Origin of the sequence: Ruegeria pomeroyi DSS-3 (assembly GCF_000011965.2) — a bacterium.
Taxonomy (GTDB): domain Bacteria; phylum Pseudomonadota; class Alphaproteobacteria; order Rhodobacterales; family Rhodobacteraceae; genus Ruegeria_B; species Ruegeria_B pomeroyi.
This window is the reverse complement of the sequence record NC_003911.12, coordinates 1461671-1481904: the sequence shown is the minus strand read 5'-3', so window position 1 is coordinate 1481904 and position 20234 is coordinate 1461671. Positions and strand designations below refer to the sequence as shown.

Below are 20234 nucleotides of genomic sequence, written 5' to 3'. Positions count from 1 at the left end.
CTTAGGCTGGCGCCAGATCGCATCAGGGAGAGATGATCATGCGCAGGGTTGTGAAATGGGCGGTGCGGCTGCTGGCGCTGGCCGTGGTTGCCGGGGCGGTGGTGTTCTTCGGCTTTCTGCCCGCCTATGTCGAGGACACGTCCAACAACGTGATCGACCATGCCCCCTATCCGGTGAGCGAGCGCGCCGCCGCCCTGCACAAGGAGCTGATCGTGGGCGACTGGCATGCCGACCCCCTGCTCTGGAGCCGCGATCTGAGCCAGCGCGGCAAGCGCGGCCAGGTCGACGTGCCCCGCCTGATCGAGGGCAATGTCGCCTTGCAGGTCTTTACCGCCGTTACCAAGTCCCCCGCCGGGCAAAACTATGACAGCAACTCGGCCGAGGCGTTCGACAACATCACCCTGCTGGCGGTGGGCCAGCTCTGGCCGCTGCGCACCTGGACCAGCCTGCGCGAGCGGGCGATCTGGCAGGCGGAAAAGCTGCACCGGGTCGAGGCCCAGGCTGATGGCCGCCTCAAGATCATCAAGACGGCCGCCGATCTTGAGGACGTGCTGGCCGCAAAGGCGCGCGGCGAGGCCATCGTGGGCGGCATCCTGGGCATCGAGGGCGCGCATCCGCTCGAAGGTGAACTGGCCAATCTCGACCCGATCTTTGACGCCGGCCACCGGGTCTATGGCCTGCAACATTTCTTCGACAACGAGCTGGGCGGTTCGCTGCATGGCGAGGCCGATACCGGCCTGACCGAATTCGGCCGCGCCGTGGTGGCCGAACTGGCCCGCCGTCCGGTGATCATCGACCTGGCTCATTCCAGCCAGCAGGTGGCGCGCGACGTGCTGGCGATGACCGACATGCCGCTGGTGGTCAGCCATGGCGGGCTGCACGGCCATTGCCCCGTCAAACGCAACTTTCCCGACGATCTGATGCGCGAGATCGCCGCCACCGGCGGCGTCATCGCCATGGGCTATTGGGCCGAGGTCGCCTGTGACGACATCACCCCCACCGGTATCGCCAGGATGATCGTCAAGGCGATCGAGACGGTGGGCGCCGATCATGTCTCGCTGGGGTCCGATTTCGACGGCTCGGTGGAAACCGCCTTTGACACCTCGGAACTGGCCGCGCTCACCTCGGCGCTGCTGGATGCGGGCGTGGCCGAGGATCAGATCCGCAAGGTGATGGGCGAGAACATGGTCCGCGTCCTGCGCGCCCGGCTGCGGTAAGCCCTGACGGGCGTGTGGGTCTGGTTGCCTCGCCGCATGGCGACATCGCGCCCTCTTTAGAGAACGCATAACAAGAAGGGCCCCGCCGGGCCCCTCTCTTCATTCCGCCATAATTACTCACCTGCAAGCCGGTCAGGCCGGGATCAGCATCCCTTTTTCGCGGGCCAGTTCGCGCATGCGCTTTTGCAGCTTTTCAAAGGCGCGCACCTCAATCTGGCGGATGCGTTCGCGGCTGACATTGTACTGCGCGCTCAGATCCTCGAGCGTCACGGTCTGGTCCAAAAGGCGCCGCTGGGTCAGCACGTCCTTTTCGCGCTCGTTCAGCACATCCAGCGCCGAGGCCAGCAATTCGCGCCGCGCCTCCAGCTCGTCGCGCGCCTCGTAATCGGCGGCCTGGTCGGCATCCTCGTCCTCCAGCCAGTCCTGCCATTGCATCGTGCCCTCGCCTTCGGAGCCGACAGTGGCATTCAGCGAGGCATCGCCGCCGGACATGCGCCGGTTCATGCTGATCACGTCATCCTCGCTCACGCCCAGGTCATGGGCGATGCGGGCGACGTTCTCGGGGCGCAGGTCGCCCTCTTCCAGCGCGCCGATCTTGGCCTTGGCCTTGCGCAGGTTGAAGAACAGCTTCTTCTGGGCGCTGGTGGTGCCCAGCTTCACCAGCGACCACGAGCGCAGGATGTATTCCTGGATCGCAGCGCGGATCCACCACATGGCATAGGTCGCCAGGCGGAAGCCCTTTTCCGGGTCGAACCGTTTCACGGCCTGCATCAGGCCGACATTGGCCTCGGAAATCACCTCGGCCTGGGGCAGGCCATAGCCGCGATAGCCCATGGCGATTTTGGCGGCGAGCCGCAGGTGGCTGGTGACCATCTTGTGGGCCGACTCGGCATCCTGTTCCTCGACCCAGCGCTTGGCCAGCATGTATTCTTCTTCCGGCTCCAGCAGCGGGAACTTGCGGATTTCCTGCATATAGCGGTTCAGACCGCCTTCGGGCGTGGGGGCCGGCAGTGTGGTGTAATTTGCCATGATCAATGTCCCTCCCAAATGTTTAAGGACTTAACATAGGATATGGGTCACCTATTTTGCCCATTCAAGGGCCAACGGGTACGATAGTGATATTAAGCTTCGATTAAGAAAATGTGAGACCTTGCCCATCACCTTGCCGTGCAAAGTGTTTCAGGTCCGCCGCAGCACTTCAAGCAGCCTTTCAAGATCATCCGGCAAAGGAGCGGAAAAGCTCAACTTTTCACCGCTCAACGGGTGCTCGAACCCCAGCACGGCGGCATGCAGCGCCTGGCGCGGAAAGGCGCCGATGGCATCGACCGCCTCGGGTGACAGGGCGCGCGGCGACAGTTTGCGCCGCCCGCCATAGACCGGATCGCCCAGCAGCCCGTGGCCCGCATGGGCCATATGGACCCGAATCTGATGGGTCCGTCCGGTTTCCAGCCAGCAGTCGATCAGCGACACGGCGGCAGGCTGGCCAAAGCTTTCGACCACCCGCGCCCGTGTCACCGCGTGCCGCCCGCCATGGAACACCACCGCCTGTCTCTGGCGATCGGTCGGGTGGCGGGTCAGTTGAGTGGTCAGGCGCAGAATGTTACCCGGCTCGAAGCTGGCGCCCTTAACGCCGCGCAGGCGCGGGTCGCTGCCATCGGGCACCCCGTAGCACAGCGCGGTGTAATGCCGCTCGGCACTGTGGGCGGCAAATTGCGCGGCCAGCCCGTGATGGGCGGCGTCACTCTTGGCCACCACCAGAAGGCCGCTGGTGTCCTTGTCGATGCGGTGCACGATTCCGGGCCGTTTCACCCCGCCCACCCCAGACAGGTTGTCGCCGCAATGGGCCAGCAGCGCATTGACCAGCGTGCCCGAGGGCGTGCCCGGCGCCGGGTGCACCACCATGCCGGCGGGCTTGTCGATCACGATCAGGTCGTCATCCTCGTAGACCACCACCAGCGGGATCGCCTCGGGCGCGATATGGCTCTCCTCGGCCTCGGTCAGGGCAATGGCCACCTGCGCGCCCTCGACGACACGGGCCTTGGGGTCGGTGACCACCTGCCCGTCGACGCTGACCGCGCCCTCGGTGATCAGCCGCGCCAGCCGGGTACGCGACAGCGCCGCCGTCTCTGGCACATCCCGCGAAAGCGCCTTATCAAGGCGGGGCGGCGGTGCTGCCGCGATGACGAATTCCAGCCTGGTGCTTTGCATGACCGCCCCTTCCGAGCCCGAGATACCGCAGGAAACCCCACAGCTGAAACTGCTGCGGCGCATGGTCATGGCACTGACCGCGGTGATGATTGGCGGGGTTCTAGTGACATTCGCACTGATTGTCATCCGCCTGAGCGACCGAACCCCCACGCTCCCCGATCAGGTGGAGCTTCCCGACGGCGCCCGCGCCGTGGCGGTCACCATCGGCAGCAACTGGTTCGCCGTGGTCACCGAGGACGAGCGCATCCTGATCTTTGACAAGACCACCGGCAAGCTGCGCCAGACGGTCACGACGGACTGACGCAAGGTCATCCCTGGTTCCTATACTTTTGTATAAGTGCCTATACCCCTGCACGCCAACATGCCGTGCAACCTCTGCTAATGTAACAGGCAGGTGAAACTCCACCACTCACTCAGGGACGGGTTCGTGGTTGAGGGGGTATCTCCGCGAACCCGTCCGACATCAGGCCAGGTCCAAACCGGCGCAGACCGGTGATCCGGCGCATTCCAGGCGGCAGAAGACCGTTGAATGCGACTATGCCGGGCGGCACCCTCCACAGGGCGGGTGCCGCTTGCATGCCCCTCTCGGCCAGCAGATAGGCCGCCACCAGCACCATCGCCACGCCATGCCCGGTCTGAACCGTCAGCGGGACCAGCATCCAGGGCCAGCACGCAGCCAGACAGGCACCGCCATGGGCCAGCCCGTGCCCCAGCGCCGCCCGGGCCGCGCGGGCCCGCCCGGCGGGCAGCCAGCGCATCCGGTGACAGCGGTTGCGCGCCGCCTGCGCGGGGGGCGAAGCGCTCCAGATCAGCGCTGCGCCCAGTAACAGCGGCAGCGCCGCCGAGCCGCTGGCCAGCAGCAGCGCCAGCGGCACCAGCGCCAGCCCGGCCAGGATCCAGACCCCCAGATAAGCCAGCCCGTAAAGCGCCACCGCAACGGCGCGCCCGCTTCGCGGGGTGGTCTGCCACAGATGCGCCAGCGGTGCCGAGACCAGCGGCGGCATCATCGCCAGCACCATCAGGACCCAGCCCCCCACCAACAGCCCCGGCGCCGGCAACACCAGCGCCCGCGCCGCCGGGTCGGCAAGCTGGACCAGCGACAGCCGCCCACAAAGCGCGGCAAGGCCATCACCGGCAGGCAACAGACGCGACACGCCCAGCGCGGTTGCAGCCAGCGCCAGCAGCCAGGGCATCGGCCCCAGCCGCAGATGCGCCCCCGCCGCGCGCAGGCGTCGCGCCACGTGCAGGCCACGCGCCGCGCGCGGGCGCGCGGGGATCATCCCATGTCCTGCCGGTAGAGGCTGACCCGTTCAACCGTGATCTCGGTCTCGGGGGCGCCGGGCTGGCTCAACTCGACCGACAGCCGCTCCAACGCACCGGGGGCCGCCGACTGCACCTCGCGCGCCAGTTCGGTGATGTCGATCGCCAGCGACAGGCCATTGCCCGCATGCACGCCCTCGGTCGAGCTGGCCTTGCCCAGCCCGAACAGCGCCACCGTATCGACCAGTCGCAGACCGCCATCGGCGCCCGGCAGCCGCAGATGCACCTGCAACACGCCCGCCGCCGCCGCGCCACGCACCCCTTCGAGGTTGAGGTAGAGCCGCGGTTCCGGGCCCAACCCCGGCGGCGCGGCGAATTCGGTCGCGGCCGTGGCCGGGATGGCGATCTCGGTCGCTGCCGGTCCCGCCGCCACCGTCAGCGGCGCACTGTTGGAGCCCAGCAGCGCCGAGCCGCCCGCCTGTTTGGATGTGATCATCACGCCCTCCGTCACCGGGCCGCCGGCCACCACCTGAGGGATGCCGGTGCCGTCATGCAGATCGTCATAGGCCGGGGCCAGCGCACCACCGGGCAGGGTTTCACCCGGCAGGAACACATTGCCGCCCCCGGCCGGGTTCGGCATCAGGAACTGGCGCGGGAACGGCCCGTTCGACCAGGCGCCGCTGTCCTCTTGCTGATTGGCCGGATCGCTCATCCAGGCCGCCCAGAACCGGTCGATATTGCAGTGATGCACCCAGAAGATCGGGTCAAGCGCGGCGAAATCCGGATCGCTCATCCAGCCCGGCACCGGCTGCACCCCGCCCACCATCACATGCACCCGGTTATGCGGGTCGCCCTCGACCGCGCCGGTCAGGCTGCCCTGCTGGGCAAAGCCGCTGATCGCGCCGCCATAGCCCTCGGTCCCCGGAGCGGCGGTAAAGGGCAGGCTGCGGGTCTGGGCCGACAGGCTGATATCGCCCGGAAACCAGGGCTGCGGCCCCAGCACATGCATGCCGTTGCGGCGCACCTGCGACAGCGGGTTGGCGCTGCCGTCGGGCAGGGTCGGGTCAAGGAATTCCGGTGGAATTGCCCGACCGTTCGGATTGCTGTCGGACAGATAGTTCCAATAGGGCAGCGCCCAGTCTTGCGGGCCGCCGGGCTGGGCCGAGATCCAGGCATCCAGAATGGCCTCGAACGCCGCCAGATAGCCCCGGTGCCAGGGCAGAAAGAACCAGCCCGCATGCTGGCACTGGTTGAAGATCAGGTCCTGTTCGCCCTGCGGCGGCAGGGTGCCCGCCGAGGGCACGATGCCCTGCTGCACCCAGCCGGGGATGTCGATGCCGTGAATGGCGGCGAGATACCACCAGCTGGTGCGATCGGCGGGCGCCCGCCCCTGCAGGGCGCGCACCGCGCGCGCATACCACAACATCTCGTCGGACCAGGGTCCGTTCAATTTGGCGATGTCCTTGCGAGTTCCGGCCATAAGAGTGCCTCCATCTGCTGAAAAGTCCGAATTTCAAACGGTGTGCCCTGGCCAAAGACGGGCCCGGGGCGGGATCAATGCGCGGATACTACCACAGGTTGAGGAGATTCTCACCTGTTGCTTTTGGCCCCGTTGCGACCGCGCCGATCCCGCCTTTGTCACTGGTCAGGACGCGCGCGCCTGGCATGCCGGTATGACGCACCCGGTTCACCACAGTCACTATACCTGGTCAGCCCCCTGTTCGGACCGGCCCAGGGCAGCATTGTGCCCTGTTATCCGCTGGGCCTGGTCTTCGTCATCGTCTGGAACGGCCTGAACATCGCCATCATCCTGTGGCCGATGCTTGCGCGCGCCCGCGCGGGCAGGCGGTTGTGGCCTGAGTGCCGGTGCAAGGTCGATTGCGCTCGTATCCGGCGACGAATCATCGGTAAATCGGGGGATCGAATCCTCCGTCCCGGTTATCAGCGGATCCCATGCGTACAGTCATTTCCTTTGCCGCCCTGTTTCTTTCGGTCATCCTGCTGCAATTGTCGACCGGTGGCGTCGGACCTCTGGATGCGATCTCGGGGCTGGTGCTGAACTTCTCCAAGGCTCAGATCGGCATGCTGGGGTCGGCACATTTCTTCGGCTTTTTCATCGGCTGCTGGTGGGCGCCGCGCCTGATGGGTTCGGTCGGCCATTCGCGCGCCTTTGCCGCCTGCACCGCGCTGGGGGCGATGGGGCTGATCGGCCATACCCTGACCGAGAACCCCTATGCCTGGGCGGTGATGCGGATCGCCTCGGGCATCTGCGTCGCGGGGTGTTACACGGTGATCGAGGCCTGGCTGAACGCCAAGCTGACCAACGAGATCCGGGGCCGCGCCATGGGCACCTACCGGATTGCCGATTCCGGCGCCTCGCTCTGTGCGCAGCTGATCATCGCGGTGCTGCCGCCGGCCTCTTACGTCTCGTACAACCTGCTGGCGGTGCTGTGCTGTGCCGCGCTGTTGCCGCTGACCCTGTCCAAGGCCAGCCAGCCCGAGACCCCCGATGCCCCCCGCCTGCGCCCCGGCCTGGCCTGGTTCTGCTCGCCGCTGGCGGTGGCTGGCGTGATCGTCTCGGCGGTCAGCTCCGCCTCGTTCCGCATGGTGGGGCCGCTTTACGGGCAAGAGGTGGGTCTGGCGGTGAACCAGATCGCCTTTTTCCTGGCCGCCTTTGTGCTGGGCGGGGTGGCGGCGCAATATCCGATCGGCTGGCTCGCCGACAAGTACGACCGCCGCTGGGTGCTGATCTGGATCTCGGTTGCGGCGATGGCATCCTGTGGCGTGATCGCGGCGGCGGGCGGCACCGGCACCTTGGGCGTGATGCTGGCGGCGGGGCTTTTCGGCTTCACCTCGTTCCCGATCTTCTCGATCTCGGCGGCGCATGCCAATGACTTTGCCACCTCGGAACAGCGGGTCGAGCTGTCGGCGGCGCTGATGTTCTGGTATGCGCTGGGGGCCATCGCGGCGCCCTATCTGGCCTCGAACCTGATCGAAGGGTTCGGCCCCCCCGCCCTGTTCGCCCTGATCGCGCTCGCGCATCTGTTGCTGATCGGCTTCGGGCTGACCCGGATGCGGGCACGCCCGACGCCCGAAGCGCGCACCAACTATGTCTTTGCACCGCGCACCTCGTTCACCATCGGGCGGCTGCAGAAACGCTCGCGCGAGGGGCGCGAGTAGCGGCGCGCGCGAAAAGGGGGATTTCTCCCCCTGCGCGGCTGGGTTAAAGGAACCGCAGACGATTTTCGCGGAAGTGGGACAATGGCAAGAATTCTGATCACCTCGGCGATCCCTTACATCAACGGGATCAAGCACCTCGGCAATCTGGTGGGCTCGCAGCTGCCCGCCGATCTCTATGCGCGCTATCAGCGTGGCCGGGGCAACGAGGTGATGTTCCTCTGCGCCACCGACGAGCACGGCACCCCCGCCGAGCTGGCCGCCGCCAAGGCGGGCAAGCCGGTGGCCGAATACTGCGCCGAGATGCACGGGGTGCAGGCCGATATCGCCCGCCGCTTTGGCCTGAGCTTTGACCATTTCGGACGCTCGTCCAGCGCGCAGAACCACAAGCTGACCCAGCATTTCGCGGGTAAGCTGGCCGAGAACGACCTGATCCGCGAAGTGAGCGAGCGGCAGGTCTATTCCAATGCCGATGGCCGGTTCCTGCCTGATCGCTATATCGAGGGCACCTGCCCCAATTGCGGTTACGACAAGGCGCGCGGCGATCAGTGCGAGAACTGCACCAAGCAGCTGGACCCGACCGACCTGATCGAGCCGCGCTCGGCGATTTCCGGATCGACGGATCTGGAGGTGCGCGAGACCAAGCACCTCTACCTGCGCCAGTCCGCGCTCAAGGATCAGCTGGATGCCTGGATCGACAGCAAGGCCGACTGGCCGGTGCTGACCACCTCGATCGCCAAGAAATGGCTGCATGACGGCGACGGCTTGCAGGATCGCGGCATCACCCGCGATCTGGACTGGGGCATCCCGGTGAAGAAGGGCGAACAGGACTGGCCGGGGATGGAGGGCAAGGTCTTTTATGTCTGGTTCGACGCACCCATCGAATACATCGCCTGTGCGGGCGAATGGGCCGAGGCGCATGGCAAGAGCGACGCGGAATGGGAACGCTGGTGGCGCACCGACAAGGGTGCGGATGACGTGCGCTATGTGCAGTTCATGGGCAAGGACAACGTGCCGTTCCACACGCTGAGCTTTCCGGCCACACTGATCGGCTCGGGCGAGCCGTGGAAGATGGTCGACCACCTGAAATCCTTCAACTACCTGAATTACGACGGCGGCCAGTTCTCGACCTCGCAGGGTCGTGGCGTGTTCATGGATCAGGCGCTGGAAATCCTGCCCGCCGACTATTGGCGCTGGTGGCTTCTCTCCCATGCGCCGGAAAACAGCGACAGCGAATTCACCTGGGAGAATTTCCAGGCCAGTGTGAACAAGGACCTGGCCGATGTGCTGGGCAACTTCGTCAGCCGCATCACCAAGTTCTGCCGCTCGAAGTTCGGCGAGGAAGTGCCCGAGGGCGGCGCATACGGTCCGCAGGAAGAGGCGCTGATCGCCGAGCTGACCACCCGGCTGCGCGCCTATGAGGGGCATATGGAGGCGATGGAGGTGCGCAAATCGGCGCAGGAGCTGCGCGCGATCTGGGCCGCCGGCAATGAGTATCTGCAAAGCGCGGCGCCCTGGACCCTGTTCAAGACCGACCCGGTGCAGGCGGCGGCACAAGTGCGGTTGGGCCTGAACCTGATCCGCCTTTACGCAGTGCTCAGCGCGCCCTTCATCCCCGCCGCCTCGGCGCGGATGCTTGAGGCGATGCAGACGAGCGATGACAACTGGCCCGTCGATATCGCAACCGCGCTGAACGCGCTGGCGCCGGGTCACGCCTTCACGGTGCCCGAGGTCCTGTTCGCCAAGATCAGCGACGAGGATCGCGAAGGTTGGCAACAGCGTTTCGCGGGCGTGCGGAGCTGACCACCGGACAAGGTTTCATGGAAACCTTGTCTCCACGATTTGTCCCAAATCGTGTTCCAGCGCCTTTTCAAGGCGCTGGAGGCAGGAATTTTCTTAAATTCCTGCGCCCGCTCAGTCGATGATGGGTTGCGAGATCACATAGGTCGTGGGGGTCTGGGCGATGGGATAGGTGTTGACCCCACCCTCCTGATCGCGCACCGCATGGCCAATCTCGGAACAGACCGAATAATCGCCGGATGCGCAGGCCGGCTTCTGATCCGCCAGATTCGCGGGCAACGGCCGGATCGGGTTGTTGCAGGCGGCAAGAAGGCCAAGGGCCACAAGGCCGGAAACGGTTCTGATCATCACATATTCCCCACAGCTTTGCGCCAGTCTGGCGCAATTTGCGACAAAAGCCAAAGATTCCTTGCACCTGGCGGCCGCTCTTCACCGGGATTGTTACCGAATCGGCGACAATCCCGGGAACAGCACTGCTTTGATCACGGCAGCACATCCCCCATCGCAGCCGTCAGCCGCTCGGCGATCAATGTCGCATCCGCTTCCTCCATGATGAAGGGGGGCGCCAGCAGAACATGATCGCCATTCCGCCCGTCGCGTGTACCGGGCATCGGGTAACAGATGAGCCCGCGGGCAAAGGCCGCTCTCTTCAGCTTGCCCGCAAGGCCAAGGCCCGGGTCGAACGGCGTCTTGCCGGCGCGATCGGCCACCAGTTCGACGCCCCAGAACAGGCCCCGCCCCCGGATATCGCCCACATGCGGATGCTGGTCGAGCCGCGACCGCAGCGCCGCCTCCATCGCGCCGCCAAGTGCCTGCACCCGCGCGGGCAGGTCGTGTTCCAGCATCTCTTGCACCACCGCCAGCCCGGCGGCTGTGGCAACCGGGTGGCCGATATAGGTATGCCCGTGCTGGAAGAAGCCCGAACCGCTGGCGACGGCGTCATAGATCGCCCCCGAACACAGCATCGCGCCCACCGGCTGATACCCAGCGCCCAACCCCTTGGCGATGGTGACGATATCGGGCCGCACCCCCTCACCCGTGCAGGCAAAGAGATGCCCGGTGCGCCCCATGCCGCACATTACCTCGTCCAGGATCAGGAGCACGCCGTAGGTGTCGCAGATCTCGCGGATGCGGGAGAAATAGCCCTCGACCGCCGCAACCGCGCCCAGCGTGGCGCCCACCACAGGCTCGGCGATGAAACCCATCACCGTATCCGGGCCCAGACGCAGGATTTCGGCCTCCAGCTCGTCCGCGGCGCGGCGGCCATAGTCGACGAGGCTCTCGCCCGCGGCCCGTTCGGCATATTCATAACAGGGCGCGATATGGCTGACCCCGATCAGCAGCGGGTCGAACTGCGCCCGCCGCCAGGCATTGCCGCCCGCTGCCAGCGCCCCCAGCGTGTTACCGTGGTAGCTCTGCCGCCGGGCGATCAGGTGACGCCGTTCGGGCTGGCCCACTTCCAGATAGTACTGCCGGGCCAGCTTGATCGCGGCCTCGACCGCCTCGGACCCACCCGAGACGAAATAGACCCGCTCGATCCCCTCGGGCGCGTTGGCGATCAAGAGATCGGCCAGCTCCTCGGCCGGGTCCGAGGTGAAGAACCCGGTATGGGCAAAGGCCAGCCGGTCCACCTGATCCTTGATCGCCTGTTTCACCCGATCGTTGGAATGGCCAAGGCAGGACACCGCCGCCCCACCCGAGGCATCGAAATAGCGCTTGCCGGTGCTGTCTATAAGGTAACAGCCCTCGCCGCCCACCGCGATGGGGAGCTGCGCGTGACAGTGACGGGGGAAGACATGGCTCATGCCGCTTTCCTTTCCAGGTGATGCCCGAGCGAGGCCACCGCAGCGGCATTGTCGGGCCAGGGGGTGCCATCGGGCGAAAGAAGGTTGTTCTCGAAGCCGACGCGCAGGATCTCGGCACCCGCGCGGGCGCCGTCCAGCAGACAGTCCTGTTCCTGTGCGCCAAAGGCACACAGGCCCAGCCGCAGGCCGACAAGCGCCGGGGCAAGTGCGTCCAGATCCTCAGGTCGGCCCGCGCGCGGCGGCGCATAGGCGCCCAGCACACAAATCACCTCGTCCTGTTCGGCGCGGATGATGCCCGCCGCTCGACTGCGTGCCAAAAGCTCCAGATCGGCCCGATCATAGGCGATGTGCTGAAGACGGATGCCCTGATCGGCGGCCAGCGCATAAAGGCGTGGTGCCAGATCGGGGTCGCGGGCGATCTCGCGCAGCGAGACGCTGGCCCAGGGCGGGCGCAACGCATCAAGGCAGGCATATTGCTCCGCCGGACTGTAGACACCCGCCGCCTCGGTGGTGATCTGCACCGCCATGTCCGGCACGGCGCGCGCCAGTTCGTCCAACGCCTCGCGATACCGGCCCGCATCCAGCGAATGGGTCCCGTCGGCGTTGCGCACATGCAGGTGCAGCGCATCGGCACCGGCGGCGCGGCAGGCGCTCGCCTCGGCCAGCATCTCGTCCAGTGTGATCGGCAGGCGGGCATGATCGGCCTTGCCGCGCCGCGCGCCATTTGGCGCGACCATGATCAGGGGAGCGGTCATCGTATCTCCTCGTGTTACGAGAGGCAGGATAGTGCGGTCACCTCGGTTCCAAGTGACCATTTTCGACATCTCAAGTGATCTCATCCGACATGGCCTGCCGCCGATCCTCGGACGGGAGAAGGCCAAACAACCGCTTGTAGCCCCGCGCAAACCCCGCCGGGCTATAGCCGTGATCCAGCGCGATCTCGGTCAGGCTGCGGCGGCTGTCGCGCACTTCGGCGCGGGCATCCTGAAACCGCACGTCCAGGTAAAGCGCGCTGGGGGTCTTGCCGAACTCGCGGGCAAAGACACGTTCCAGCTGGCGTTCCGACACGCCCTGCGCCCGGGCAATGGCGGCAATCGGCAGGGGCGGCACCAGATTGGCGCGCATCAGACGCAGCGCGGCAAAGGCGACCCGGTTGCGGGTCTCGAACCGCATGTCCAGCGCCCGGCGCTGGCGGGTGCCACCGCCGCGCACCGCGTCGATCACCAGCCGGGCCGCGATCTCGTCGGCGATCTCGCCGCCCAGATCGCGGCGCAGCACGGTCAGCATCATATCGCTGGCCGCCCCGCCACCGGCACAGGTCATCACCTCGCCATCGCTCACGAACAGCGAGGCGGTGACCTGAACCCGGGGATGGCTGTCGCGCAGATAGGCGACGTCCTCCCAATGGGCGGCCACCCGGCGCCCTTCCAGCAGCCCCGCCTGCGCCAGCCGCACCACGCCCGAGGAAATGCCCCAGACCGGATGCCCCCGCCGCGCCCAGCCACGCAACCGCGCCGCCAGCGCCGGTTCCGCGCTATGCCCGGCCCGAACCCCGGCCACCACCACGATGACCGCCCGGGGCGGCACCGCTTCGGCAGCAAGATCAGGGATCAGGCGAAACCCGTTCGATGCCGCCACCGGCCCGCCCGACAGGCTGAGCGCGTTATAGCGATATCCGGTTCCGGGCCGCACCCGTTCCAGCAGGCGCACCACCTCGACCGCCGAAGAGAACGCCTGCATGGTGAACCCCTCGTCGAGGACAAAGACGAAATGCCGCCCCGCCGCGTTCTGCCCCATGCGCTGTGCCGCCCTCTGGTTTCCCGCTTGCATAAGACCACGGGCGCGCAACCAACCGCAACACCGTGACGCGCATCGCAAGTTGAGGGTTTGCTTGAGAAAATAACCCGATACCTGCATTGTCGAAGGGAAATCGTTCCGACTCGGCCCCGGACCGCTCCGGTTCCGACAGCATATCGCATCAGACGAAAGAGGTTTTCCATGCAGACCGGCCCCCTGTCCTTTTCGAAGCGCCTGCACTGGATACCGGCCATGGCCCTCGCGTTTGGCCTGAATACTGTGCAGCTGGATGCGCAACAGGCGGCACCCAAGGTCTCGGTCGCGGCGGCCTATAGCAAGGAAATCACCGAAGAGGCGGTGTTCATCGGCCGGGGCGAGGCGATCGACAAGGTCGATATCGTGGCACGGGTCAGCGGATTTCTGGACGAACAGCTGGTCGAGGATGGCAGCACGGTGGCCGAGGGCGATCTGCTGTTCCGCATCGAACCGGACCTCTATCAGGCGGTGCTGGAGGCGCGGCGCGCCGATCTGGACAAGGCCGAGGCCAATCTGGAGCTGGCGGGCGTGGAACTGGCCCGCAAGGAAGAGCTGTTGCGCCGCGAGGCCACCCCGGCCTCGGAAGTGGACATTGCCCGCGCCAACGAGCTGGTGGCCGAGGCGGCGGTCAAATCGGCCAAGGCGGCGATCCGGCAGGCCGAACTGGACCTCAGCTATACGGAGATCGACGCGCCGTTTGCCGGGCGGCTGGGCCGGGTCGCGACCTCGGTCGGCGATGTGGTGGGGCCCGCCAACCCGCCGCTGGTGACGCTGGTACGCGAGACGCCGATCCATGTCACCTTTGCCCTGAACGAGAAGCGGCTGGTCGATGTGCTGCAACAGCTGGGCGAAACCGCCGAGACCCTGGCCGAAAGCCAGCGCAGCCCCGAGGTGCATGTCACCCTGCCCAACGGCACCCCGCTGGGCGAGACCGGGCGGCTGGTCTTTGTCGACAACCGCATCGACCCGCTGACCGGATCGGTCGTGATGCGGGCCGAGTTCGCCAATACCGGGCGGCTGATCGTGGACGGGGCCTTTGTGCATGTGCGCATCTCGGCGCTGAAACCGACGCTGCGGGTGCTGGTGCCGCAGGCGGCGCTACAACGCGACCAGCGCGGCGATTTCGTGCTGGTGGTCAATGACAAGCAGATGGTCGAACAGCGTTACGTGACGCTGGGCGACACGGTCGGCACCGCAGCCATCGTGCTGGAAGGCCTGCGCGAGGGGGAAAGCGTGATCGTGGAAGGGCTGCAACGGGTGCGCCCCGGCGTTGCCGTCGATGCGGTCGTCGCCGCAGAACAGCCGGGAGAGTAACCCATGTTCTCGGCTCTTTTCATCAGCCGGCCAAAGCTGGCCTTTGTCATCTCGCTGGTCCTGACCATCCTGGGCGGCATCGGTTACCTGGTGCTGCCGGTGGCGCAGTTCCCCGATATCACGCCGCCGGTGGTCAGCGTTTCGGCCAACTATACCGGCGCCAATGCCGAGACGGTGGAAAACGCCGTCGCCGCCCCGATCGAGGCGCAGGTGAACGGCGTCGACGACATGCTCTACATGACGTCGACCTCGGCCGACAACGGCTCCTATTCGCTGAGCGTCACCTTCGAGGTGGGCACCGATCCCGACATTGCCTCGGTCAACGTGCAGAACCGGGTGGCGCAGGCGCTGTCCTCGTTGCCCAGCGAAGTGACCAATTCCGGCGTGGTGACGCAGAAATCCTCGACCAACATGCTGATGGTGGTCACGCTCACCTCGCCCAATGACACCTATGACAGCGTGTTTTTGTCCAACTATGCCTCGATCAACCTCAAGGACGCGCTGGCCCGGGTACAGGGGGTGGGCAAGGCCGATGTGCTGACCGATCTGCAATATGCCATGCGGATGTGGATGGACCCCGACAAGATGGCGGCCCTGTCGATCACGCCGGGTGACCTGATTGCCGCCGTGCGCGAGCAGAACCTTGAGGTGTCGGCGGGCCAGATCGGCGCGCCGCCCGCACCCGAGGGGCAGACATTCCAGTACACGATCAAGTCCAAGGGCCGGCTGAGCACGGTTGAAGAGTTCGAGAACATCGTGATCCGCACCGGCGCCGCCGGCGCCGTGGTGCGGGTGCGCGATATCGCCCGGGTCGAGCTGGGGGCGCAATTCTATAGTGCCTCGGGCTATTACCAGGGCAAGCCTGCCACTGTGCTGGGCATCTATCAGGCGCCGGGCGCCAATGCGCTGGCGGTGTCCGAGCGGGTCACCGCCGAGCTGGAGCGGCTGTCGCGCGCCTTTCCCGAGGATGTGGACTACGAGATCCCCTTCAACACCACCGATTTCGTGGAACAGTCGCTCAATGACGTGGTGACGACCCTGATGCTGACCTTTGTGCTGGTGGTCTCGGTGGTGTTTGTGTTCCTGGGCAACTGGCGGGCCACGCTCGTTCCGGCGGTGGCGATCCCGGTCTCACTGATCGGCACATTCGCGTTTCTGCTGGCCTTTGGCATGTCGCTGAACACCATCTCGCTGTTTGCGCTGGTGCTGGCCATCGGCATCGTGGTGGATGATGCCATCGTGGTGGTGGAAAACGTCGAACGCATCATCGCCGAAGAGGGGCTGAGCCCGCCCGAGGCAACCCGCAAGGCGATGGGCCAGATCACCGGGCCGGTGATCGCGACCACGCTGGTGCTGCTGGCGGTGTTCGTGCCGGTCACCTTCATGCCCGGCATCACCGGGCGGCTCTATTCGCAATTCGCCGTCACCATCTCGGTCGCGGTCGCGATCTCCTCAATCAACGCGCTGACCCTGTCGCCGGCACTATGTGGCCTGGTGCTGCGGGCCCGCTCGGGCCCGCCCAAGGGGGTGCTGGCCCTGTTCGAACGCGGCATCGGCGGGGTGCGCGACGGCTATGTAGCGCTGGTGCGCAAGCTGTTGATCCTGCCGGTGATCTCGCTGGCCATCGTGGCGGCGATCGGCGCCGGGGCTGGCGGCATCTTCTCCAACACCTCCAAGGGGTTCCTGCCGCTTGAGGATAACGGATACCTGTTTGTAGATGTGCAACTGCCCGATGCCGCCACGCTGGGCCGCACCGAAACCGTGACCCAACGGCTGAACGACAAGCTGCAACAGCTTGACGGCGTGGCCAATACGGTTCTGGTGAACGGGTTCTCGATGCTGAACGGGCTCAGCCCCAACGGTGCCATGATCATCGTCAACCTCACCAACTGGGACCAGCGACAGGACCCGGAGCTGAGCGCCGATGCACTGCTCAAACGCATCCTCAACATCGCCTGGGGCGAAAGCGCGGCCTCGATCGTGGCCTTCAACCCGCCACCGATCCAGGGCCTGGGCATGTCGGCGGGCATCGAGATGGAGGTGCAGCAGACCGGTGGCGGTTCGGCCCAGGATCTGGCCGCGGCGGTCGGCTCGCTGGTCTATGCCGCCAACCAGCGCCCCGAGATCGGGCAGAGCTATACCACCTTCCGCGCAAACGTGCCGCAGCTGTTCGTCGATCTGGACCGGGAAAAGGCCAAGACGCTGCAAGTGTCGGTGGCCGAGGTGTTCCAGACCATGCAGGCGCATCTGGGGTCCTATTACATCAACGACTTCAACCTGTTTGGCCGCGTCTACCGGGTGATGATCCAGGCCGAGGGCAGCTATCGCGACAAGGTCGAGGATATCGGCAACCTCTATGTGCGCTCGCAACAGGGCCAGATGGTGCCGCTGGGCACGCTGATCGACGTCGAGAACGTGCTGGGGCCGGTGCTGCTGAAACGGCATAACCTGTTCCGCTCGGCCACGGTGACGGCGGTGCCGGCGCCGGGCCTGTCCACCGGCGACGCGATCCAGGTGATGACCGAGGAAAGCGCCAATGCCCTGCCGCCCGGCTATGCCTTTGAATGGACCGGCAGCGCCCAGCAACAGCTGAGCTCGGGCGGGCTGGTCGCGGTGATCCTGGGGCTGGCGGTGCTGTTTGCCTATCTGTTCCTGGTGGGCCAGTATGAAAGCTGGTCGATGCCGGTTTCGATCCTGCTTTCGGTGATCGTGGCGCTGTTCGGGGCGGTGGCGGCGGTGGCCGTGGTCGGCTCGGATATCAACCTCTATACCCAGATCGGCATGATCATGCTGGTGGGCATGGCCTCCAAGAACGGCATCCTGATCGTCGAATTCGCAATGGAGCAGCGCGCCAAGGGGCTGAGCATCCGCGAGGCTGCCGCCGAGGCCGCGCATCAACGCTTTCGCGCGGTGATGATGACTGCGCTGTCCTTCCTGCTGGGCGTGGTGCCGCTGTTGACCGCCAATGGCGCCGGCGCCGCCAGCCAGAAGGCGATCGGCGTGGCGGTGTTCGGCGGCATGCTGGCGGCCACGGTGATCGGCGTGGTGCTGGTGCCGGTGCTTTACGCGGTGATGCAGGGCGCGCGCGAGCGGATCAAGGGCAGTTCCGACGCCCCGGCCCCCGCTGAATGAGTGCGGCGGGCTGAGAGAGGGGCGCGGTTCATGTTCGACGTGCTGCGACACCGCGCCTACCGGCACCTCTTTGCGGCGCAGGTGGTGGCGCTGACCGGAACCGGGCTCGCCACCGTGGCGCTGGGGCTTCTGGCCTATGATCTGGCCGGGCCGCGCGCGGGTATAGTGCTGGGCATCGCGCTCACCATCAAGATGCTGGCCTATGTTTTTCTGTCGCCACTCGCCGCCGCGTTGACCGAAGCCATGGACCGGCGCCGGGTGCTGGTGACGCTGGATCTGGTGCGGGCGGCGGCGGCGGCCTGCCTGCCGATGGTCACCGAGATCTGGCAGATCTACCTGCTGATCTTCGTGCTACAGGCGGCCTCGGCCGGGTTCACCCCGGCCTTTCAGGCCACCATCCCCGCCCTGCTGCCCGAGGAGGAAGACTATACCAAGGCGCTGTCGCTGAGCCGCCTGACCTATGATCTGGAAAGCCTGGTCAGCCCCGCGCTGGCCGCGCTGCTGCTGGGTCTGGTCAGTTTCAACGCGCTGTTCCTGGGCACCGCGCTGGGTTTTGTCGGCTCGGCGCTGCTGGTGATCTCGGTCGCCCTGCCCAAGCCCGGCGCCAGCCGCACCGGCGGGCTGGCGACGCGCAGCCTGCGGGGCCTGCGTCTCTATCTCTCGATCCCCCGGCTGCGCGGGCTTCTGGCGCTGAACCTTGGCGTGGCGATGCCAGGCGCGATGGTGCTGGTCAACACGGTGGTTCTGGTCAAGAGCGAACTGGGCGGATCGGACCGGATGGTGGCACTGGCGCTGGGGGCCTATGGTGGCGGCTCGATGCTGGCGGCCTTTGCCCTGCCCCGGCTGCTGGCGCGTCTGGGCGACCGGCCGATCATGCTGGCGGGCGGCGCGGCAATGGCGCTCACCGGGCTGGCGCTGGCGCTCTGGGTGGCGCTGGCGGGGCTGAGCGCTCCGCCGCTGCTGTTGGCCTGGTTCGTCAGCGGCATCGGCTTTGCCTCGGCGCTGACACCCTCGGGCCGGCTGTTGCGCCGTTCGGCCGGGCCCGAGGACCTGCCCGCGCTGTTTGCGGCGCAGTTTTCGCTGTCCCATGCCTGCTGGCTGCTGGCCTATCCGCTGGCCGGTTGGCTGGCCACCATCGTCCCGCCGCAGGGGGTGCTGACGGTGCTGGCACTGCTGGGCGCGATCGGATGCCTGATCGCGGCGCGGCTGTGGTCCGGGGCTAAGCCCGGCGATGGCGTTGGCGATACTGGGTCGGCGTCGTCTCGAACACCCGGCGAAACGACTTGTAAAACGCCGATTTCGAGTTGAAGCCCACCGCAAAGGCCACATCCAGCACCGTGTCCTCGGATCCGCGCAGCCGGGTGGCCGCATCGCGCGCGCGCCATTCGTTGACATAGTCGAAGAAACACTGCCCCACCCCCTCGTTCAGCGCCTGCGAAACATGGTTGGTCGAGGCGCCAAGCCGGGTCGCCAGATCCCAGAGCGTCAGGTTCGGATCGCGATAGAGATGGTCGACCTCCATCAGCAGGCGGATCTTGTCGGCCAACCGGTCCATCCGGCTGTCGCTGAGCGCCGACTTTCCGTATTTGCGCGGTGCAGGCGGCATCGGCTTGGGCGTGGGTAGGGGCGTGGGTGCGGTCGGCGTCGGGCGTTCGGGCGGCAACAGGCCCGGTTTCTGCCGCAAGCCCCAAAGGCCCAGCACCCAGACCAGCAGGAAATGCGCCGCCGCCAGCACCGTCAGGTCCAGCCAGGGGTTGATCGGGGGCAAGCCGATCTCGAGCACCTCGAGCAGAACGTCGACGATATTGACGCACCAGAACGCCAGCGCCATCAGCGCCAGCCAGCGCAGCCAGCTCATCTCGCGCCGCTCGGTGCTGGCGAACAGGTCCTTCAGCGCGATCCGATAGCGCATCAGCTGCCGGATCACGAGCAGGCTGTAGACCGGCCCCATCAGGTGAAACAGCACCGTGGCCAGGTAGAACCCAAGTACCAGCCCCCGCTCGAGCCAGCTCATCTCGGCAAAGGGCAGGATCAGGTTGTCAAAGGTCGATTGCGGCTGAAAGGCTGCAACTGTCACAAGCCCCACCGCCAGCAGCGCGGGCAGCAGATGCCAGAGCGCGCGCCTGGGCAGGTGCAACGGCCCGGCGCCGGTCAGCAGACAGACATAGAACCACAGCAGCGCGGGCTGGGCCAGGCTGATCGGGATATTCGCCAGTTCCAGCAGCAGCAGGGTCCGCGGCCATTCCATCCCGGGGTCGAGCCCGCGCATCACATAGCGCAGAAGACCGATGGCATTCAGCGCAAAGAACACCACCAGCGGCCAGCGCACCACCAGCGCCTTGCGCGGCTGGCACAGCGCATGGGCGCAGAACAGCGACAGAACCAACAGCGCCATGGCAAGCGCCACTTCGAAGGTCGCGATATCCGGGGCAAGGTCAGGAGGGCTCATGCGGGTCCTTGAAGATGGTGGGCGGCGCGGGTCACGCCG

16 protein-coding genes are annotated in these 20234 nt (G+C 66.3%); 7 read left to right on the top strand and 9 right to left on the bottom strand.

Features of this window, described 5'->3' with window-relative positions; all coding sequences use genetic code 11:
* Positions 1-38 precede the first annotated feature (38 nt).
* Positions 39-1217 (top strand): dipeptidase, encoded by a 1179-nt coding sequence (locus SPO_RS07195; protein ID WP_011047147.1) that lies wholly within the window; start codon positions 39-41, stop codon positions 1215-1217.
* A gap of 132 nt (positions 1218-1349) precedes the next feature.
* Here the strand turns inward: SPO_RS07195 and rpoH are convergent, their stop codons facing one another.
* Together rpoH and SPO_RS07185 are read right to left on the bottom strand one after the other, a co-directional pair.
* Complete coding sequence (gene rpoH, locus SPO_RS07190) at positions 1350-2246, bottom strand: RNA polymerase sigma factor RpoH (RefSeq protein ID WP_011047146.1); 897 nt, start codon at positions 2244-2246, stop codon at positions 1350-1352.
* Positions 2247-2396: 150 nt separating this feature from the next.
* Entirely contained in the window at positions 2397-3425 is a 1029-nt protein-coding gene (locus tag SPO_RS07185) for an RluA family pseudouridine synthase (RefSeq protein ID WP_011047145.1), read from the bottom strand.
* On the opposite strand from SPO_RS07185, the gene SPO_RS07180 reads away from it, so the two are divergent.
* Positions 3424-3726 (top strand): DUF6476 family protein, encoded by a 303-nt coding sequence (locus SPO_RS07180; protein WP_011047144.1) that lies wholly within the window; start codon positions 3424-3426, stop codon positions 3724-3726. The genes SPO_RS07185 and SPO_RS07180 overlap by 2 nt on opposite strands.
* 112 nt (positions 3727-3838) lie before the next feature.
* Here the strand turns inward: SPO_RS07180 and SPO_RS22155 are convergent, their stop codons facing one another.
* The gene (locus SPO_RS22155; protein WP_011047143.1) at positions 3839-4705 is read right to left on the bottom strand and encodes a DUF2182 domain-containing protein; all 867 of its coding nucleotides are present in this window, start codon (positions 4703-4705) and stop codon (positions 3839-3841) included.
* Complete coding sequence (locus SPO_RS07170; RefSeq protein WP_011047142.1) at positions 4702-6165, bottom strand: tyrosinase family protein; 1464 nt, start codon at positions 6163-6165, stop codon at positions 4702-4704. The genes SPO_RS22155 and SPO_RS07170 overlap by 4 nt, the downstream gene beginning before the upstream one ends.
* Positions 6166-6638: 473 nt before the next feature.
* Here SPO_RS07170 and SPO_RS07165 point away from each other — a divergent pair, with 473 nt between their 5' ends.
* Both SPO_RS07165 and metG read left to right on the top strand, forming a co-directional pair.
* On the top strand, positions 6639-7865 hold the full coding sequence (locus SPO_RS07165; RefSeq protein WP_011047141.1) for an MFS transporter: 1227 nt from the start codon (positions 6639-6641) through the stop codon (positions 7863-7865).
* Between the two features lie 81 nt (positions 7866-7946).
* On the top strand, positions 7947-9665 hold the full coding sequence (gene metG, locus SPO_RS07160; protein ID WP_011047140.1) for a methionine--tRNA ligase: 1719 nt from the start codon (positions 7947-7949) through the stop codon (positions 9663-9665).
* Positions 9666-9776: 111 nt separating this feature from the next.
* On the opposite strand, the gene SPO_RS07155 is transcribed toward metG, so the two are convergent.
* The 4 genes from SPO_RS07155 to SPO_RS07140 all read right to left on the bottom strand — a co-directional run bounded on the left by SPO_RS07155 (position 9777) and on the right by SPO_RS07140 (position 13264).
* A complete protein-coding gene (locus tag SPO_RS07155) occupies positions 9777-10010 on the bottom strand; it encodes a hypothetical protein (RefSeq protein WP_044028076.1) in 234 nt (77 codons plus the stop codon).
* 134 nt (positions 10011-10144) lie between these two features.
* A complete protein-coding gene (locus SPO_RS07150; protein ID WP_011047138.1) occupies positions 10145-11467 on the bottom strand; it encodes an aspartate aminotransferase family protein in 1323 nt (440 codons plus the stop codon).
* A complete protein-coding gene (locus tag SPO_RS07145; protein WP_011047137.1) occupies positions 11464-12222 on the bottom strand; it encodes a 3-keto-5-aminohexanoate cleavage protein in 759 nt (252 codons plus the stop codon). The genes SPO_RS07150 and SPO_RS07145 overlap by 4 nt, the downstream gene beginning before the upstream one ends.
* A gap of 70 nt (positions 12223-12292) precedes the next feature.
* Entirely contained in the window at positions 12293-13264 is a 972-nt protein-coding gene (locus SPO_RS07140) for a GlxA family transcriptional regulator (protein ID WP_011047136.1), read from the bottom strand.
* Between the two features lie 201 nt (positions 13265-13465).
* On the opposite strand from SPO_RS07140, the gene SPO_RS07135 reads away from it, so the two are divergent.
* Genes SPO_RS07135 through SPO_RS07125 form a run of 3 tightly spaced genes read left to right on the top strand, consistent with a single transcriptional unit; the run spans position 13466 to position 19054 of the window.
* A complete protein-coding gene (locus tag SPO_RS07135; RefSeq protein WP_051420331.1) occupies positions 13466-14614 on the top strand; it encodes an efflux RND transporter periplasmic adaptor subunit in 1149 nt (382 codons plus the stop codon).
* Between the two features lie 3 nt (positions 14615-14617).
* Complete coding sequence (locus SPO_RS07130) at positions 14618-17746, top strand: efflux RND transporter permease subunit (RefSeq protein ID WP_011047134.1); 3129 nt, start codon at positions 14618-14620, stop codon at positions 17744-17746.
* A 30-nt stretch (positions 17747-17776) separates the two neighbouring features.
* Entirely contained in the window at positions 17777-19054 is a 1278-nt protein-coding gene (locus tag SPO_RS07125) for an MFS transporter (protein ID WP_011047133.1), read from the top strand.
* Here SPO_RS07125 and SPO_RS07120 read toward each other — a convergent pair.
* Positions 18966-20195, bottom strand: coding sequence for a helix-turn-helix transcriptional regulator (locus tag SPO_RS07120; protein WP_011047132.1), 1230 nt, complete (start codon positions 20193-20195; stop codon positions 18966-18968). The two genes, SPO_RS07125 and SPO_RS07120, sit on opposite strands and share 89 nt — an antisense overlap.
* Positions 20196-20234 lie beyond the last annotated feature (39 nt).

What these genes read in the sequence shown, in the direction of transcription:
- SPO_RS07135 (WP_051420331.1), top strand. Translation starts at nt 13,466, where the DNA reads ATGCAGACCGGCCCCCTGTCCTTTTCGAAGCGCCTGCACTGGATACCG.
- SPO_RS22155 (WP_011047143.1), bottom strand. Translation starts at nt 4,705, where the DNA reads ATGATCCCCGCGCGCCCGCGCGCGGCGCGTGGCCTGCACGTGGCGCGA.
- SPO_RS07130 (WP_011047134.1), top strand. Translation starts at nt 14,618, where the DNA reads ATGTTCTCGGCTCTTTTCATCAGCCGGCCAAAGCTGGCCTTTGTCATC.
- SPO_RS07180 (WP_011047144.1), top strand. Translation starts at nt 3,424, where the DNA reads ATGACCGCCCCTTCCGAGCCCGAGATACCGCAGGAAACCCCACAGCTG.
- SPO_RS07165 (WP_011047141.1), top strand. Translation starts at nt 6,639, where the DNA reads ATGCGTACAGTCATTTCCTTTGCCGCCCTGTTTCTTTCGGTCATCCTG.
- rpoH (WP_011047146.1), bottom strand. Translation starts at nt 2,246, where the DNA reads ATGGCAAATTACACCACACTGCCGGCCCCCACGCCCGAAGGCGGTCTG.
- SPO_RS07140 (WP_011047136.1), bottom strand. Translation starts at nt 13,264, where the DNA reads ATGGGGCAGAACGCGGCGGGGCGGCATTTCGTCTTTGTCCTCGACGAG.
- SPO_RS07150 (WP_011047138.1), bottom strand. Translation starts at nt 11,467, where the DNA reads ATGAGCCATGTCTTCCCCCGTCACTGTCACGCGCAGCTCCCCATCGCG.
- SPO_RS07145 (WP_011047137.1), bottom strand. Translation starts at nt 12,222, where the DNA reads ATGACCGCTCCCCTGATCATGGTCGCGCCAAATGGCGCGCGGCGCGGC.
- SPO_RS07120 (WP_011047132.1), bottom strand. Translation starts at nt 20,195, where the DNA reads ATGAGCCCTCCTGACCTTGCCCCGGATATCGCGACCTTCGAAGTGGCG.
- SPO_RS07185 (WP_011047145.1), bottom strand. Translation starts at nt 3,425, where the DNA reads ATGCAAAGCACCAGGCTGGAATTCGTCATCGCGGCAGCACCGCCGCCC.
- SPO_RS07125 (WP_011047133.1), top strand. Translation starts at nt 17,777, where the DNA reads ATGTTCGACGTGCTGCGACACCGCGCCTACCGGCACCTCTTTGCGGCG.
- SPO_RS07155 (WP_044028076.1), bottom strand. Translation starts at nt 10,010, where the DNA reads ATGATCAGAACCGTTTCCGGCCTTGTGGCCCTTGGCCTTCTTGCCGCC.
- metG (WP_011047140.1), top strand. Translation starts at nt 7,947, where the DNA reads ATGGCAAGAATTCTGATCACCTCGGCGATCCCTTACATCAACGGGATC.
- SPO_RS07170 (WP_011047142.1), bottom strand. Translation starts at nt 6,165, where the DNA reads ATGGCCGGAACTCGCAAGGACATCGCCAAATTGAACGGACCCTGGTCC.
- SPO_RS07195 (WP_011047147.1), top strand. Translation starts at nt 39, where the DNA reads ATGCGCAGGGTTGTGAAATGGGCGGTGCGGCTGCTGGCGCTGGCCGTG.